The organism is Cronobacter sp. HA18003, from assembly GCF_011605905.1.
GTDB lineage: Bacteria > Pseudomonadota > Gammaproteobacteria > Enterobacterales > Enterobacteriaceae > Cronobacter > Cronobacter sakazakii.
The window spans coordinates 89,666-106,590 of sequence record NZ_JAANQO010000026.1 but is presented as its reverse complement, the minus strand read 5'-3'; the positions used below and the strand labels follow the sequence as shown (position 1 = coordinate 106,590).

Sequence of the window (16,925 nt, the reverse complement as noted above, 5' to 3'; positions counted from 1 at the left end):
ACTCTATACAGACGGGAAAGAGGCTATGTTCAGGCAGTTGAAAACGACACTGGTTGCAACGCTTATCGGCGGCATGCTGGCAGGCCAGCTTGCGCCCGCCTTTGCAGCGGACCCGGCCGACGGTTTGCCGGATATGGGTACCTCGGCGGGCAGCACGCTCTCTATCGGTCAGGAGTTACAGATGGGCGATTACTACGTCCGTCAGTTGCGCGGCAGCGCGCCCCTGATTAACGACCCGCTGCTGGTGCAATATATCAACGGGCTGGGTATGCGCCTGGTATCGCACGCCGATTCGGTAAAAACCCCTTTCCACTTCTATCTCATCAATAACGATGAAATTAACGCCTTCGCCTTTTTCGGCGGCAACGTAGTGCTGCACTCGGCGCTGTTTCGCTATGCCGATAACGAAAGCCAGCTCGCCTCGGTAATGGCGCATGAAATCTCCCACGTCACCCAGCGCCACCTGGCGCGCGCGATGGAAGATCAAAAACGCAGCGCCCCGCTCACCTGGGTCGGCGCGCTCGGCTCAATACTGCTCGCGATGGCAAGCCCGCAGGCGGGTATGGCGGCGCTCACCGGCACGCTCGCCGGTACGCAGCAGGGCGTTATCACGTTTACTCAACAGAATGAACAAGAAGCCGACCGCATCGGTATTCAGGTGCTGCAACGCTCTGGCTTTGATCCGCAGGCGATGCCGACTTTCCTTGAGAAACTTCTCGACCAGGCGCGCTACTCCACGCGCCCGCCGGAAATTCTGCTTACTCACCCGCTGCCGGAAAGCCGTCTGTCGGATGCCCGTAACCGCGCGAACCAGATGCGCCCCGTCGTATCGCAATCCTCTGAAGCGTTCTACATGGCGAAAGTGCGCACGCTGGGCATGTATAACTCCGGGCGTAACCAGCTCACCAGCGATATTCTCGATTCGCTCGCCAAAGGCAACCAGCGCGAACAACACGCCGCGCAATATGGCCGCGCCCTGCAGGCGATGCAGGATAAACGCTTCGCCGAAGCCCGCCAGCAGCTGGAACCGCTGTTGCGCGCGCAGCCGGACAATGCCTGGTATCTCGACCTCGCCACCGATATTTCGCTTGGCGAACACAAAGCGCAGGAGGCGATTGACCGTCTGAAAAGCGCGCCGGATCTGAAAACCAATCCGGTGTTGCAGTTGAACCTTGCTAACGCGTATCTGGAAGGCAGCCAGCTGGCGCAGGCGGTAACTATCCTTAACCGCTACACCTTTACCTGGCCGGATGACACCAACGGCTGGGATCTGCTGGCGCAGGCGCAGGCGGCGCTCGGCAATCGCGATCAGGAGCTGGCGGCGCGCGCCGAAGTGATGGCGCTTCTGGGTAAACTCGATCAGGCAATCACGCTGCTCAGCAGCGCCAGTTCGCAGGTGAAGCTCGGCAGTCTGCAACAGGCGCGTTATGACGCCCGTATCGATCAGATCCGCCAGCTGCAACAGCGCTTCCGCCCTTACGAAAAAATGTAACAGGAGAGACCATGTCCCGGGACGTGACGATTTACCATAACCCGCGCTGCTCAAAAAGCCGCGAAACCCTGAGCCTGCTGACCGAACGCGGCATTGAGCCGGATGTCGTGCTGTATCTGGAGACGCCGCCGGATGCCGCGACAATCAAAACGCTGCTGAACCAGCTCGGGTTCAGCCAGGCGCGCGAGCTGATGCGCACGAAAGAAGATCTCTACAAAACGCTGAATCTGGCTGACCCGTCGCTCAGCGAAGAGGCGCTGATTCAGGCAATGGTGGACAACCCGAAACTGATTGAGCGCCCGATTGTGATTAGCCACGGCAAAGCGCGACTGGGGCGTCCGCCGGAGCAGGTGCTGGAGATCCTCTAAAAAAAACGCCGCGGGCACTCCTCGCGGCGTTCTTCTTTTTGCGACGGGTTTTACAGCCCGAGCGTGTCTTTCACAAACGGGATCGTTAGCTTGCGCTGGGCGCTGATCGAGGCGCGATCGAGCTGATCGAGCGTCAGGAACAGCGTGCGCATTTCACGATCGAGCCGTTTTAACAGAAAACGCCCCACATCTTCCGGCAGTTCAAAACCGCGCATCCGGGCGCGCAGCTGCAGCGCCTGGAGCTTATCGTCATCGGAGAGCGGCTGGAGCCGGTAGATTTGCCCCCAGTCGAGGCGCGAGGCGAGATCGGGCAGCTTCAGGTTGAGCTGGCGCGGCGGCCTGTCGCCGGTAATGAGCAGCCGGGTATTGCCCGATTCCAGAATGCGGTTATAGAGATTGAAGATAGCCATTTCCCAGGGCTCATCGCCTGCGATGCACTCGATATTATCGATGCACACCAGCGAGAGTTGCTCCATGCCCTCCAGCACTTCCGGGACAAACCAGGTGCGTTTATCGAGCGGCACATAACCAACCGCGTCTCCGCGCTGCGAAAGCTCAGCGCAGGCGGCATGCAGCAGATGACTGCGCCCACCGCCCTCTCGCGACCAGAAATAGATGTAGCCGCTGCGGTCGTGACGCAGCATCGTCTGGAGTGCGGCTAATAAAGAGGGGTTGTCGCCCGGCCAGAAGCTGGCAAACGTTTCGTCATCGGGCAGCCAGAGCGGCAAGGAGAGCTGTGCCGGTGTGTTCAGAAGGACCTCTTCAAGGACATACGAAAAAACGCATTGAGTCTATCACACAATCGCTTCGCTGTTGAACCGGGCGACAGCGCCGCCCGGCAGGCGGATCAGTGCGGCGATTTTTCGTGCTCGTCAGCGTCAAGCACCGTCTCTTCCGGGCGCAATACGTTGATAAGTTTGAAAATCAGGCTCAGCGCCACGCCGACAATCGTCGCCAGCGCCATGCCTTTCAGCTCGGCCGCGCCGATATGCACTTTCGCGCCGCTGACGCCGATGATCAGGATGACTGACGTCAGGATCAGGTTCTGCGCCTTGCTATAATCCACTTTAGATTCAATCAGTACGCGAATACCGGATGCGCCGATCACGCCGTAGAGCAGCAGCGAAACGCCGCCCATCACCGGCACCGGGATAATCTGGATCGCCGCCGCCAGTTTGCCAACGCAGGAGAGCAAAATCGCGATGATCGCAGCGCCACCAATAACCCAGGTGCTGTAAACGCGTGTGATCGCCATAACGCCGATGTTTTCGCCATAGGTCGTGTTCGGCGTGGAGCCGAAGAAACCGGAAATCATCGTCGAGAAACCGTTCGCAAACATCGAGCGGTGCAGACCCGGATCGCGGATCAGATCTTTTTTTACGATATTCGCCGTCACCACCAGGTGCCCGACATGCTCGGCTATGACCACCAGCGCCGCAGGCAGAATGGTGAAGATAGCAAACCACTCAAAGCGCGGCGTATAGAATGTCGGCAGCGCAAACCAGTGAGCATTGGCAATCGGCGTGGTATCCACAACGCCCATCGCGAAGGAGAGCGCATAGCCCGCCAGCACGCCGATGAGAATCGGGATGATCGCGAGAAAACCGCGGAACAGCACCGAGCCAAACACCGTTACCGCCAGCGTCACCAGCGAAATAGTGATTGTGGTGGAATCCGCCGTCTGGCCTTCCGCAGGCAGCAGGCCCGCCATATTGGCCGCGACGCCCGCCAGCTCCAGGCCGATAACCGCGACGATGGCACCCATCGCCGCAGGCGGGAACATCACGTCGAGCCAGCCGGTGCCCGCTTTTTTGACAATCAGCGCCACGATGCAAAACAGCGCGCCGCAGACGATAAACCCGCCGAGCGCCATCTCATAGCCGAGCGGCAGCAACAGCAACACGGGCGAGATAAAGGCAAAGCTTGAGCCCAGATATGCCGGGATTTTGCCTTTACAGATAAAGAGATACAGCAGCGTTCCGATACCGTTAAACAGCAGTACGGTGGCCGGGTTAATATGAAACAGGATGGGCACCAGCACGGTTGCGCCAAACATGGCGAACAGGTGCTGCAAACTAAGCGGGATAGTCTGTAAGAGCGGCGGACGTTCACTTACCCCGATAGCACGGCGCGTCATAGCGTTTTCCTCAAGAGTGTTGATGTGTGATGTGTTAAGTGTGGGACCAAAAAAAAGCCGACTAATAAGTCGGCTTAATGTTTATTTCGTACCAAATATTTTATCGCCCGCATCGCCGAGGCCCGGGATGATGTACCCGTGCTCGTTAAGCCCCTTGTCGATGGACGCGGTATAAAGCTCGATATCCGGGTGCGCTTTTTCCAGCGCCTTGATGCCTTCCGGCGCGGCAACCAGAACCAGCACTTTGATGCTGGTGCAGCCCGCTTTCTTCAGCAGGTCGATAGTGGCGATCATCGAACCGCCTGTCGCCAGCATCGGGTCGACAACCAGCGCCATGCGCTCGTCGATATTAGAAACCAGCTTCTGGAAATACGGCACCGGCTCCAGGGTTTCTTCATCACGGTAAACGCCAACCACGCTGATACGCGCGCTCGGTACGTTCTCCAGCACCCCTTCCATCATGCCAAGACCGGCGCGCAGAATAGGCACTACGGTAATTTTCTTGCCTTTGATCTGCTCGATTTCCACCGGGCCATTCCAGCCTTCGATAGTCACTTTTTCGGTCAGCAGATCCGCCGTGGCTTCATAGGTCAGCAGGCTGCCCACTTCAGAGGCGAGTTCACGAAAACGCTTGGTGCTGATGTCATGCTCGCGCATCAGGCCCAGCTTGTGTTTAACCAGCGGGTGCTTCACTTCAACGATCTTCATTCTCTTTCTCCCCAGCAAGATGGCAACCACAAAAAAAATCGCCGGATTATACCGCTTTTTGCGGGCCGCGCCATACGTAATGGGCTTGATCGGGATCAACCGAACAGAAGTCAGTCATCTTATTAGTGTGTTTTATTCAACGCAACAAGGGCTCGCAAACGTTTGCCTGGACTGTTAGAATTGCCGCGTTTTCTCTACTACCACCAACCGCAACCGCGTGGGGACTTTAGCAGTGACCGACAAAACCTCTCTCAGCTATAAAGATGCCGGTGTTGATATTGATGCTGGTAACGCTCTGGTCGACCGAATCAAAGGCGTCGTGAAAAAAACCCGTCGCCCGGAAGTGATGGGTGGCCTGGGCGGCTTCGGCGCCCTCTGCGCGCTGCCGCAGAAATACCGCGAGCCGGTGCTGGTCTCCGGGACGGACGGCGTCGGCACCAAGCTGCGTCTGGCGATGGATCTGAAACGTCACGACACGATTGGCATCGACCTGGTGGCGATGTGCGTAAACGATCTGGTGGTACAGGGCGCCGAGCCGCTGTTCTTCCTCGATTACTACGCGACCGGCAAGCTGGATGTGGATACTGCGGCAAGCGTGATTAACGGCATCGCCGAAGGCTGCCTGCAATCCGGCTGCGCGCTGGTGGGCGGCGAAACGGCGGAAATGCCGGGCATGTATCACGGCGACGATTACGACGTGGCCGGTTTCTGCGTCGGTGTAGTGGAAAAATCAGAGATTATCGACGGCTCGAAAGTCGCCGATGGCGACGTACTGGTGGCGCTGGCCTCCAGCGGTCCGCACTCCAACGGCTACTCGCTGGTGCGTAAAATTCTTGAAGTGAGCGGAGCGGACCCGCAAACCACCGAGCTTGACGGCAAACCGCTCGCCGATCACCTGCTGGCGCCGACCCGCATCTATGTAAAACCGGTGCTGGAGCTGATTGAGAAGCTTGAAGTCCATGCCATCGCCCACCTGACCGGCGGCGGCTTCTGGGAAAACATTCCGCGCGTGCTGCCGGACAACACCCAGGCCGTGATTGATGAAGCCTCCTGGCAGTGGCCGGCGGTCTTCAACTGGCTACAGCAGGCGGGCAACGTCAGCCGTCATGAAATGTACCGCACCTTTAACTGCGGCGTTGGCATGGTCATCGCCCTGCCAGCCGCAGAAGCGGATAACGCGGTAGCGCTGCTCAATAGCCTTGGCGAAACCGCATGGAAAATCGGCGCGATTAAAGCCTCCGATGCCCAGGAACGCGTGGTTATTGCGTAATGAAGCGCATCGTAGTGCTGATTTCCGGCAGCGGCAGTAATTTACAGGCGATTATCGACGCCTGCGCGCAGAAGAAAATCAACGGCGTGATTAGCGCCGTCTTCAGCAACAAGGCCGACGCATTCGGCCTTGAACGCGCGCGCGAGGCCGCCATTCCCGCCCATGCGTTAAGCGCATCTGATTTTGCCAGCCGCGAGGCGTTTGACCGTGAGCTGATGCAGGAGATAGACGCCTACGCGCCGGATCTGGTGGTGCTGGCGGGCTATATGCGCATTCTGAGCCCGGCCTTTGTGGCGCACTATGAAGGACGGCTGCTGAATATTCACCCTTCCCTGCTGCCGAAATATCCGGGGCTGCATACGCACCGCCAGGCGCTCGCCAACGGCGATGACGAGCACGGCACGTCGGTGCATTTTGTCACGGACGAGCTGGACGGCGGCCCGGTGATTTTACAGGCCCGCGTCCCGGTCTTTCCCGGCGACAGCGAAGAAGACGTCACCGCGCGCGTTCAGGCGCAAGAGCACGCCATCTACCCACTGGTGGTAAGCTGGTTTGTTGATGGCCGCCTCGCCATGCGCGAAGGCCGCGCCTGGCTGGACGGGCAGCCGCTCCCGCCGCAGGGTTACGCTTCTGACGAATGATTAAAGGGCCACGAGGCCCTTTATTTTTTCTTTCGTCTGGCGTTAATTCCGTCATCGACACGGAAAACTTGCCCGCCAACATCACGGTTTCACAGGCTTTTTGCCGCTTTCTCGTAAGCCTGCGGATAACTGTCATACTTTTCTGGCACAGTTGGACAGAGCATGACAAAGCTCGCCATAATAACCCCGAGACGGATTTGCCACGTCCCGAGTTAATCAACCGGAGTGTGAGTAGTAATGGGTCAGGAAAAGCTTTATATCGAAAAAGAACTGAGCTGGTTATCGTTCAACGAACGCGTATTGCAGGAAGCGGCGGATAAATCTAACCCGCTGATTGAGCGCATGCGCTTTCTGGGCATCTACTCTAACAACCTTGATGAGTTTTATAAGGTCCGGTTTGCCGAGCTTAAGCGGCGCATTATCATCAGCGAAGAGCAGGGTTCTAACTCTCATTCGCGCCACCTGCTGGGCAAGATCCAGTCGCGGGTGTTGAAGGCTGATCAGGAGTTCGACGGCCTGTATAACGATCTGCTGCTGGAGATGGCGCGCAACCAAATCTTTCTGATTAACGAACGCCAGCTTTCTGAAAACCAGCAGGTGTGGCTGCGCCACTACTTCAAACACTATCTGCGCCAGCACGTCACCCCGACGCTGATTAATCGCGACACCGATCTGGTGCAGTTTCTGAAAGACGATTACACCTATCTGGCGGTCGAAATTATTCGCGGCGAATCTATTCGCTACGCGCTGCTGGAGATCCCGGCCGATAAAGTGCCGCGCTTCGTGAATCTTCCGCCCGAAACCCCGCGCCGCCGCAAGCCGATGATCCTGCTGGATAACATTCTGCGCTTCTGTCTGGATGACATCTTTAAAGGCTTTTTCGATTACGACGCGCTGAACGCCTATTCCATGAAAATGACGCGCGACGCGGAATACGATCTGGTACATGAGATGGAATCGAGCCTGCTGGAGCTGATGTCTTCAAGCCTCAAGCAGCGTCTCACCGCCGAGCCGGTGCGTTTCGTTTACCAGCGCGACATGCCGGACGCGATGGTGCAGATGCTGCGCGAGAAGCTCTCTATCTCGCGCTATGACTCCATCGTGCCGGGCGGTCGCTACCATAACTTTAAAGATTTCATTAGCTTCCCGAATGTCGGCAAAGCGAATCTGATCAACAAACCGCTGCCGCGCCTGCGCCACATCTGGTTCGATCAATTCCGCAACGGCTTTGACGCCATTCGCGAGCGCGACGTGCTGCTTTACTACCCGTATCACACGTTCGAGCATGTGCTGGAACTGCTGCGCCAGGCATCGTTTGACCCGAGCGTGCTGGCCATCAAAATCAATATCTATCGCGTGGCGAAAGACTCGCGCATTATCGACTCGATGATCCACGCCGCCCACAACGGCAAAAAAGTGACCGTCGTGGTGGAATTGCAGGCGCGATTTGATGAAGAGGCGAATATTCACTGGGCGAAACGCCTGACCGAGGCGGGCGTACATGTGATCTTCTCAGCGCCGGGCCTTAAGATCCACGCCAAACTGTTTCTCATCTCGCGTAAAGAGGGTGACGACGTGGTGCGCTACGCGCATATCGGCACCGGCAACTTTAACGAGAAAACCGCGCGTCTTTATACCGACTACTCACTGCTGACCGCCGATGCGCGCATCACCAACGAAGTGCGCCGGGTGTTTAACTTTATCGAGAACCCTTACCGGCCGGTGAGCTTCGATTACCTGCTGGTGTCGCCGCAAAACTCGCGCCGCCTGCTTTATGAAATGGTCGACCAGGAGATAGCCAACGCGCAGCAGGGGTTGCCGTCGGGGATTACGCTTAAGCTTAATAACCTCGTCGATAAAGGGCTGGTGGACAGGCTCTACGCGGCGTCCGGCTCCGGCGTAAAAGTGAATCTGCTGATTCGCGGCATGTGCTCGCTTATCCCGCAGCTGGAAGGCCTGAGCGACAATATTCAGGTCATCAGTATCGTTGACCGCTATCTCGAACATGACCGGGTTTATATTTTCGAAAATGGCGGCGATAAGCGCGTTTATCTGTCGTCTGCCGACTGGATGACGCGTAATATCGACTACCGCATTGAAGTCGCCGCGCCGCTGCTGGACCCGCGCCTGAAACAGCGCATTCTGGATATCATTGATATCCTGTTCAGTGATACGGTGAAGGCCCGTTATGTGGACAAAGAACTGAGTAATCGCTATGTGCCGCGTGGTAATCGCCGCAAAGTTCGCGCACAATTGGCGATTTACGATTACATAAAATCTCTGGAACAGCCTGAATAATCTATGCCGATAACTTCTGATGCTCCACGACCGGAGGAATTTGCTGCGGTCGATCTCGGCTCTAACAGCTTCCATATGGTGATTGCCCGTGTGGTGGATGGCGCCATGCAAATCATTGGTCGTCTGAAACAGCGCGTACACCTGGCCGATGGGCTGGACGAAAATAATATGCTGAGCGAAGAGGCCATGGAGCGCGGCCTCGCCTGCCTCTCCCTGTTCGCCGAGCGCCTGCAGGGGTTTTCCGCGGCGAAAGTCTGCATCGTGGGCACCCACACGCTGCGCCAGGCCGCTAACGCGACGGATTTCCTGCGTCGCGCGGAAAAGGTCATTCCCTACCCGATTGAAATTATCTCCGGCAATGAAGAAGCGCGCCTGATTTTCATGGGCGTGGAACATACGCAGCCAGAGCGCGGGCGTAAGCTGGTTATCGATATCGGCGGCGGCTCGACAGAGCTGGTGATAGGCGAATATTTCGAGCCGCAACTGGTGGAAAGCCGCCGCATGGGCTGCGTCAGCTTCGGGCAGCATTTCTTCCCGAACGGTGAGATAACGCCGGATAATTTCCGCCGCGCGCGTCTCGCCGCCGTGCAAAAGCTTGAAAGCCTCGCCTGGCAGTATCGTCTTAAAGGCTGGACCGTGGCGCTGGGCGCTTCCGGCACCATTAAAGCGGCGCATGAAGTGCTGGTAGAGATGGGCGAGAAAGACGGTTTTATCACGCCGGATCGCCTCGATATGCTGCGCGATGAAGTGCTGAAATTCGGCCACTTCTCCGCGCTTACCCTGCCGGGGCTATCGGAAGAGCGCAAAGTCGTCTTCGTGCCGGGGCTGGCTATTCTCTGCGGCGTGTTTGACGCGCTGGCGATCCGCGAGCTGCGTCTCTCAGACGGCGCGCTGCGCGAAGGCGTGCTGTATGAGATGGAAGGCCGTTTCCGCCATCAGGATATCCGCATTCGCACCGCGCAGAGCCTCGCCAATCAGTACCATATCGACAGAGAACAGGCGCACCGGGTGCTGGATACCACCATGCTGATGTATGAGCAGTGGGAGCAGCAGAATCCTAAGCTTGCGAACCCGTCGCTGGCGGCACTGCTGAAATGGGCGGCGATGCTGCATGAGGTCGGGCTTGGCATTAACCACAGCGGCCTGCACCGCCATTCGGCGTATATCCTTCAGAACAGCGATCTGCCGGGCTTTAACCAGGAGCAGCAGATGATGATGGCGACGCTGGTGCGCTATCACCGTAAGGCGATTAAGCTCGACGAGCTGCCGCGCTTTACCCTGTATAAGAAAAAGCAGTTCCTGCCGCTCATCCAGCTGCTGCGCCTCGGCGTGCTGCTGAACAATCAGCGTCAGGCGACCACCACACCGCCGACGCTGGTGCTGAATACCGATGAGAATCACTGGACGCTGCGTTTCCCGCACGACTGGTTCAGCCAGAACGCGCTGGTGCTGCTGGATCTCGAACGTGAGCAGCAGTACTGGGAAGGCGTCACCGGCTGGAAGCTGAATATTGAAGAAGAAGCGAGCCCGGAAGTGGCCGCCTGAAACGCGAAACGGTGAGCCTGGCTCACCGTTTTTTTTATGCCTGCGCTTGGGGCTTCGCCGCGATAAGCGACTCCAGCGGTTGCGGCTTACCAATCACATAGCCCTGCAGATAATCGATACCGAGCGAACAGGCCACGTTTTTGATCTCTTCGCTTTCCACATACTCCGCCACCACCTGCATATTTTTCATCCGCGCCAGATGGCACATCGATTCAACAATCTGATAATCCAGACTGCTGGTCACGATGTTGCGAATAAAACTACCGTCGATTTTTAAAATATCGGCATTGATGCTTTTCAGCCGCGCGTAGCTCGCATAGCCGGTGCCGAAATCGTCAATTGCAATGCGACACCCCATTGCTCGCAGTCGCGAGAGCGTCATTTGCGTCTGTTCCACATTCGTGAACGACTGGCTTTCAGTGATTTCAAAAATCAGTTGCCAGGGCTCAATGTGATAACGCGCCAGCAGCCGCTGGACCTCGCCCGGAAACGGCACGCGACAGACTGTGGCAGGCGTCAGGTTGATAGAGAAACGGCTGCCTGGCAGCTGTTCGCGCCACTCATCCATAAATTGCAGCGTGCTTTCCAGCACCATCAGATCAATGCGCGACGAAAGACCGAACTCATGCGCTACCGGCAGGAAATTCTCCGGGGCAATCAGTTCGCCGTCATCACCGCGCATACGCAACAGAATTTCGTAGTAGCTGTCGCCGCGCATCCCTTCGATACGCTGCGCCATCAATCGGAAATGATGATTATCCAGCGCCTGCTGGAGGCGGTTGAGCATATCCACTTTCAGCTTCACAGCTTTCTGCACGTGGTTTGCGCCACGACACTGCAAGCTTTCGGGCTGATTGGTGGCAAGCGACAGATCCGCCATGGTGCTCATTTCACCAAGCAACAAATGCAGATGCGTGACCGGCGAGCGCACAAAGCTGTAACTGATACCCACCTGCGGCTGTAACGGCATGCCATCCCACATAAAGCGGAACTGTCGCACGCGTTTATCCAGCGCGTCAATGCGCTCAAGATACGATTCCGTGTGAATACGCAGCACTAAATCGTGCCCGGAAAGTTGGTACGCCAGCTCATCCGGCAGCAGGATCTGGCGCAACCACGCCGCCATCTGCTGTTTATAGAGAATGCGCAGCATGACGCCATAGTTTCGCCCGAGCAGCTCAAGCTCGGGAATACGCATAAAGCACAGCACTGACCAGGGGGCTTTGCCAAGATCCCGGTTCAGCGCTCGCAGATTCGGCATATGGCTTAACGGATCGATTAACGCCAGACGACGGCCGCGCAGATGCATCGTGCGCTGGCGGGTGGCAGTCAGCGCCATAAAGACAATCACCAGCGAAAAGACGCCATAGCTGGAGGTATTGACCACCATCTGGGTTTCGTAGCCGGGTACCGACGGGAAGTAGAGATAATAGAAATGACATAACACAGCCAGCACCGGCGTCCAGACGGTGGTGATGAAGAAATAGCCAAACCGCATCGCGCCCCAGAGCATCACGGGCAACAGTAATGAAAGCGTATAGGTGGTACTGAACAGCGAACTGCTGTCGCCCGTCGGCTGCACCAGACAGCCAAGCAGGAACAGAATCACGCCGAGCCAGACAACCACTTCGATTTTGCTGACTTTCTTATCGCGCTGGGCACGCGCCTGCGAGAGAAAACTCTTCAGATAGCGCGGGTGGCGCAGCACGCGAATCAGCAGATAGAAAAAAGGCATCCCCGTAAGGCAGCCGACCAGTACGGCCTGATAGCTGATAAGCGTCAATACGGTAAAAGGATTATCGCCCGTCAGCGACGTTGGACGCTCATAGAGCCCGAGAAACGCGGCTATCTGGTAAAACAGCATAAAGACCGAGGCGTTAAAGAACACCAACCAGAACATACGCTGCGCGCCGCTGCGTGAATGCCACCACGAAACTGCGTGCTGGCCCGGCGCAAAAATACGGTAGCCTGCCCAGCTCAGCGTTATCGGGACAAAGAAATTCAGCAGCGTGACCGAGAGATCTAATAACCCCACATTGCGGTGATAATAGACAACGATGCCAAGGCCGATGCCGGGCAGCGCGCGACGGCCATAAATCATCAGAAAGGCGCTAAACAGCGACAGCGGCAGGTAATAAAGCACCACCAGACCGCCTTCGATATGCACGTAAGTATTGCCTGCGCGGGCGAGTGGTAATAACAACAGCGGTAACACCAGCGGCAGAGCCCACCACTGATCTTTATTTTTCTTGAGTGTTTCAACCGATAACATAGATGCTCGATACCAGGGTCCCGTTCCCGGGCAAGAATTTCAGGCAGGCATCCGACCTGGCTGTTGAGAAGCGCGACAGACCTGAGCCGGACGCGGCGCGGTTAGCCAATCTTAGCCACAGGAAACCGCTTTCTTTTGATATACATCAAGTAATGCAACTGCACCATACGCGAACCGGCATTTGCAGAAAAAGACTCTTATCGCGTTATGCATCAAATGCTTAAATCCATTGATAAAAATCAGCCCCGGCAGATTCGTACGGAAATTTACATGATGAATAATTGACCTCTTCGGCTCGCTGTGCCTTAATATTTACGTCGCCCGCAGTTGACGGGTAAACCTGAAGGGTAAAGGCGTGTCACAGGCCACCAGCATACGAAGACGGGACAGATTCAACGGTCGAATGACCCGTATTGTACTGCTTATCAGTTTTCTTTTCTTCTTTGGTCGCTTTATCTACTCCGCCATCGGCGCGTGGTATCACCACCAGGATAAAGTCCAGGCCCAGCAAATCAGCATGCCTCTCGACGCCTCCTCGCAGCAACAGCAGCAGCGCTAGTGTCTTAAGCTTCCCTTGCGACGCCAGAAAACGCCCGCAATCGACGATTAACGGGCGTTTTCTTAGATCCTGCCAGACAGAATATTCTGCATCCGACAAAAGTTTATGCCGCGTCATCCGGGATCAAACGTCCTCATGCATAACGACATATTCCTGCATAATGATAAGGCTTCATTAGTGTTCAGAAAAAGTGTCTGCCAACGCTACAAATAATGGCTCATCTGATGCAATACCGCGCATTGTGCAGATGGCCCAGGGTGCGGTTTATGAAAAGCTTTATCGCAGTGGGCATGATAATTAAGAAATAAAAAAACCCGCAGCGATGCGGGTTCAGAAGTCGTGTCCTGCTTGTAACGTTACATACAGCAGAAAGCGTGGCCGGGAATCATTCCCACTCAATCGTCGCGGGCGGTTTACCGCTGATATCATAAACCACACGGGAAATGCCGTTGATTTCATTGATAATGCGGTTGGAAACGCGGCCCAGGAAATCGTATGGCAGATGCGCCCAGTGAGCGGTCATAAAGTCGATGGTTTCGACCGCACGCAGTGAGACGACCCAGTCATACTTACGGCCATCGCCCATCACGCCGACAGAGCGCACCGGCAGGAACACCGCGAATGCCTGGCTCACTTTGTCGTAGAGATCCGCACGGCGCAGCTCTTCGATGAAGATAGCGTCGGCGCGGCGCAGCAGGTCGCAGTACTCTTTTTTCACTTCGCCCAGCACGCGCACACCGAGACCCGGCCCCGGGAACGGGTGGCGATAGAGCATGTCATACGGCAGGCCCAGCTCCAGACCAATTTTGCGCACTTCGTCTTTAAACAGCTCTTTGAGCGGCTCGACGAGGCCCATTTTCATCTCTTTCGGCAGGCCGCCCACGTTGTGGTGAGATTTGATCACGTGCGCTTTGCCGGTGGCAGACGCCGCAGATTCAATCACATCCGGGTAGATAGTGCCCTGCGCCAGCCATTTCACATCTTCCAGCTTCAGCGCTTCTTCGTCGAACACTTCCACAAATACACGGCCGATGGTTTTACGTTTGGCTTCCGGCTCGTCGATGCCCGCCAGCGCGTCGAGGAAGCGCGCTTCCGCCGGAACGTGAACGATGTTAAGCCCGAAATGGTCACCGAACATATCCATCACCTGCTCGGCTTCGTTCAGGCGCAGCAGGCCGTTATCAACGAATACACAGGTCAGACGGTCGCCAATCGCGCGGTGCAGCAGCATGGCGGTGACGGAGGAGTCCACGCCGCCGGAGAGGCCCAGGATCACGCGATCGTTACCCACCTGCTGACGAATGCGCTCAACCGCGTCGTCGATGATTTTCGCCGGCGTCCACAGCGCTTCGCACTCACAGATGTCGCGCACGAAGCGCTCCAGCATACGCAGGCCCTGACGGGTGTGAGTCACTTCCGGGTGGAACTGCACGCCGTAGAAACGCTTCTCTTCGTTCGCCATGATTGCGAACGGACAGGTTTCGGTGCTGGCGACGGTCACGAAATCAGACGGAATGGCGGTCACTTTATCGCCGTGGCTCATCCAGACATCCAGCAGCGGGTTGCCGTCGGCGCTCAGCGCATCTTCAATACCACGCACCAGCGCGCTGTCGGTTTTAACTTCTACCTGCGCATAACCGAATTCACGCTCGTTAGAACCTTCCACATGGCCGCCCAGCTGCATCGCCATGGTCTGCATACCGTAGCAAACGCCAAGCACCGGCACACCGGCGTTAAAGACATATTCCGGCGCGCGCGGGCTGTTTTCTTCGGTGGTGCTCTCCGGGCCGCCGGAAAGGATAATCCCGTTAGGATTAAAGCCGCGGATTTGCTCTTCCGTCACGTCCCAGGCCCACAGTTCACAGTAAACGCCCAGCTCACGCACGCGGCGCGCCACCAGTTGGGTGTACTGAGAACCGAAGTCGAGGATAAGGATACGATGCTTATGAATGTTGTCCGTCATTGACGCGTTTTCCAGAAAGTAGCTGATACAAAGTAAACGCCCGGCGCGAACGCCGGGCGAAGAAAATTAAGAACCCATACGGTAGTTCGGAGACTCTTTGGTGATGGTCACATCGTGAACGTGGCTTTCCTGAATGCCCGCGCCGCTGATGCGCACGAATTCCGCTTTGGTACGCAGCTCGTCGATCGTGGCGCAGCCGGTCAGGCCCATGCAGGAGCGCAGGCCGCCCATCTGCTGGTGGATAATCTCTTTCAGACGGCCTTTATACGCGACGCGGCCTTCGATGCCTTCCGGCACCAGCTTGTCAGCGGCGTTATCGGTCTGGAAGTAGCGGTCGGAAGAGCCTTTGGACATCGCGCCGAGCGAGCCCATGCCACGATAGGATTTATACGCGCGGCCCTGGTAGAGTTCGATTTCGCCCGGGGATTCATCCGTGCCGGCCAGCATAGAGCCGACCATCACGACGCTTGCGCCCGCCGCGATCGCTTTGGCGATATCGCCGGAGAAACGAATGCCGCCGTCAGCGATAACCGGAATACCGGTGCCTTCCAGCGCTTCTACCGCGTCCGCCACGGCGGTGATCTGCGGTACACCCACGCCGGTTACGATACGGGTGGTACAGATAGAACCAGGACCGATGCCCACTTTCACCGCGCTGACGCCCGCGTCCGCCAGGGCTTTCGCGCCGGCGGCCGTCGCGACGTTACCGCCGATGATTTGCAGATCCGGGTATTTCGCGCGGGTTTCGCGAATGCGTTGCAGCACGCCTTCGGAGTGGCCGTGAGAAGAGTCAATCAGCAGCACGTCAACGCCTGCGGCAACCAGCGCGTCAACACGCTCTTCGTTACCGGCACCCGCGCCCACCGCCGCACCGACGCGCAGACGGCCCTGCTCGTCTTTACAGGCGTTCGGTTTACGTTCGGCTTTCTGGAAATCTTTCACGGTGATCATGCCGCGCAGGTGGAAACTCTCATCCACGACCAGCGCCTTCTCAACACGTTTTTCGTGCATTTTCGCCAGCACGACGTCGCGGGATTCGCCTTCGCGAACGGTCACCAGACGCGCTTTCGGCGTCATGTAAACACTGACCGGCTGGTTCAGATCGGTCACGAAGCGCACGTCGCGCCCGGTGATGATACCGACCAGTTCGTTCTCTTCAGTCACAACCGGGTAGCCTGCGAAGCCGTTGCGCTCGGTCAATTCTTTCACTTCACGCAGGGTGGTGGTCGGCAGAACAGTCTGCGGGTCGGTCACGACGCCGGATTCATGTTTTTTCACGCGGCGAACTTCTTCCGCCTGGCGCTCGATAGACATGTTTTTGTGGATAAAGCCGATGCCGCCTTCCTGCGCCAGGGCAATCGCCAGACGCGCTTCCGTGACGGTATCCATCGCCGCTGAAAGCATCGGGATGTTCAGGCGAATGGTTTTGGTCAGTTGTGTGCTGAGATCTGCGGTGTTCGGCAGAACGGTAGAGTGAGCGGGAACGAGGAGGACGTCGTCAAACGTCAGTGCTTCTTTAGCGATACGTAGCATGGGCAATATCTCAACCTGGGGTGAATGAGAACAGATAAAATATTGCCGCGGCATTATACAGAGCGTAACCGATTGCTTCTACATTTTTTTGCGAAAAAAGGTTGCGCTGGTCTGCATGCAGGTTACTATCGATTGAATA

Annotated in this window: 13 protein-coding genes; 7 read left to right on the top strand and 6 right to left on the bottom strand. The window is 56.9% G+C overall.

Going from position 1 to position 16,925, the window contains the following annotated elements; genetic code table 11:
* The first annotated feature begins 25 nt into the window (after positions 1-25).
* Both bepA and arsC read left to right on the top strand, forming a co-directional pair.
* Positions 26-1,492, top strand: a complete 1,467-nt coding sequence (gene bepA, locus G6041_RS19000; protein ID WP_012124060.1) for a beta-barrel assembly-enhancing protease — start codon at positions 26-28, stop codon at positions 1,490-1,492.
* 11 nt (positions 1,493-1,503) lie between these two features.
* Positions 1,504-1,860, top strand: coding sequence for an arsenate reductase (glutaredoxin) (arsC, locus tag G6041_RS18995; protein ID WP_004386995.1), 357 nt, complete (start codon positions 1,504-1,506; stop codon positions 1,858-1,860).
* 50 nt (positions 1,861-1,910) lie between these two features.
* Here arsC and hda read toward each other — a convergent pair whose 3' ends face one another.
* The 3 genes from hda to upp all read right to left on the bottom strand — a co-directional run bounded on the left by hda (position 1,911) and on the right by upp (position 4,705).
* On the bottom strand, positions 1,911-2,612 hold the full coding sequence (gene hda, locus G6041_RS18990) for a DnaA inactivator Hda (RefSeq protein WP_029039616.1): 702 nt from the start codon (positions 2,610-2,612) through the stop codon (positions 1,911-1,913).
* 95 nt (positions 2,613-2,707) lie between these two features.
* On the bottom strand, positions 2,708-3,997 hold the full coding sequence (uraA, locus tag G6041_RS18985; RefSeq protein ID WP_004386993.1) for a uracil permease: 1,290 nt from the start codon (positions 3,995-3,997) through the stop codon (positions 2,708-2,710).
* 81 nt (positions 3,998-4,078) lie between these two features.
* Positions 4,079-4,705 (bottom strand): uracil phosphoribosyltransferase, encoded by a 627-nt coding sequence (gene upp / locus G6041_RS18980; RefSeq protein ID WP_007763150.1) that lies wholly within the window; start codon positions 4,703-4,705, stop codon positions 4,079-4,081.
* 232 nt (positions 4,706-4,937) lie between these two features.
* Between upp and purM the strand changes: the two genes are divergently transcribed.
* The 4 genes from purM (at position 4,938) to ppx (ending at position 10,459) form a co-directional block, all read left to right on the top strand.
* A complete protein-coding gene (purM, locus tag G6041_RS18975; protein WP_007869947.1) occupies positions 4,938-5,975 on the top strand; it encodes a phosphoribosylformylglycinamidine cyclo-ligase in 1,038 nt (345 codons plus the stop codon).
* Positions 5,975-6,616 (top strand): phosphoribosylglycinamide formyltransferase, encoded by a 642-nt coding sequence (gene purN, locus G6041_RS18970; RefSeq protein WP_012124058.1) that lies wholly within the window; start codon positions 5,975-5,977, stop codon positions 6,614-6,616. The genes purM and purN overlap by 1 nt, the downstream gene beginning before the upstream one ends.
* A gap of 237 nt (positions 6,617-6,853) precedes the next feature.
* The gene (gene ppk1 / locus G6041_RS18965; RefSeq protein ID WP_007900053.1) at positions 6,854-8,914 is read left to right on the top strand and encodes a polyphosphate kinase 1; all 2,061 of its coding nucleotides are present in this window, start codon (positions 6,854-6,856) and stop codon (positions 8,912-8,914) included.
* Positions 8,915-8,917: 3 nt separating this feature from the next.
* Complete coding sequence (ppx, locus tag G6041_RS18960; protein WP_166491678.1) at positions 8,918-10,459, top strand: exopolyphosphatase; 1,542 nt, start codon at positions 8,918-8,920, stop codon at positions 10,457-10,459.
* A gap of 34 nt (positions 10,460-10,493) precedes the next feature.
* Here ppx and G6041_RS18955 read toward each other — a convergent pair whose 3' ends face one another.
* On the bottom strand, positions 10,494-12,731 hold the full coding sequence (locus G6041_RS18955; protein WP_012124057.1) for a sensor domain-containing phosphodiesterase: 2,238 nt from the start codon (positions 12,729-12,731) through the stop codon (positions 10,494-10,496).
* Positions 12,732-13,086: 355 nt separating this feature from the next.
* Between G6041_RS18955 and G6041_RS18950 the strand changes: the two genes are divergently transcribed.
* Positions 13,087-13,290, top strand: a complete 204-nt coding sequence (locus tag G6041_RS18950; RefSeq protein ID WP_004386987.1) for a YfgG family protein — start codon at positions 13,087-13,089, stop codon at positions 13,288-13,290.
* 385 nt (positions 13,291-13,675) lie between these two features.
* Here G6041_RS18950 and guaA read toward each other — a convergent pair whose 3' ends face one another.
* Both guaA and guaB read right to left on the bottom strand, forming a co-directional pair.
* Positions 13,676-15,253 carry a glutamine-hydrolyzing GMP synthase gene (guaA, locus tag G6041_RS18945; RefSeq protein ID WP_007897290.1) on the bottom strand — a complete coding sequence of 526 codons (1,578 nt, stop codon included), beginning with the start codon at positions 15,251-15,253 and terminating at the stop codon, positions 13,676-13,678.
* Between the two features lie 66 nt (positions 15,254-15,319).
* The gene (guaB, locus tag G6041_RS18940) at positions 15,320-16,786 is read right to left on the bottom strand and encodes an IMP dehydrogenase (RefSeq protein WP_004386985.1); all 1,467 of its coding nucleotides are present in this window, start codon (positions 16,784-16,786) and stop codon (positions 15,320-15,322) included.
* Between the last annotated feature and the right edge of the window lie 139 nt (positions 16,787-16,925).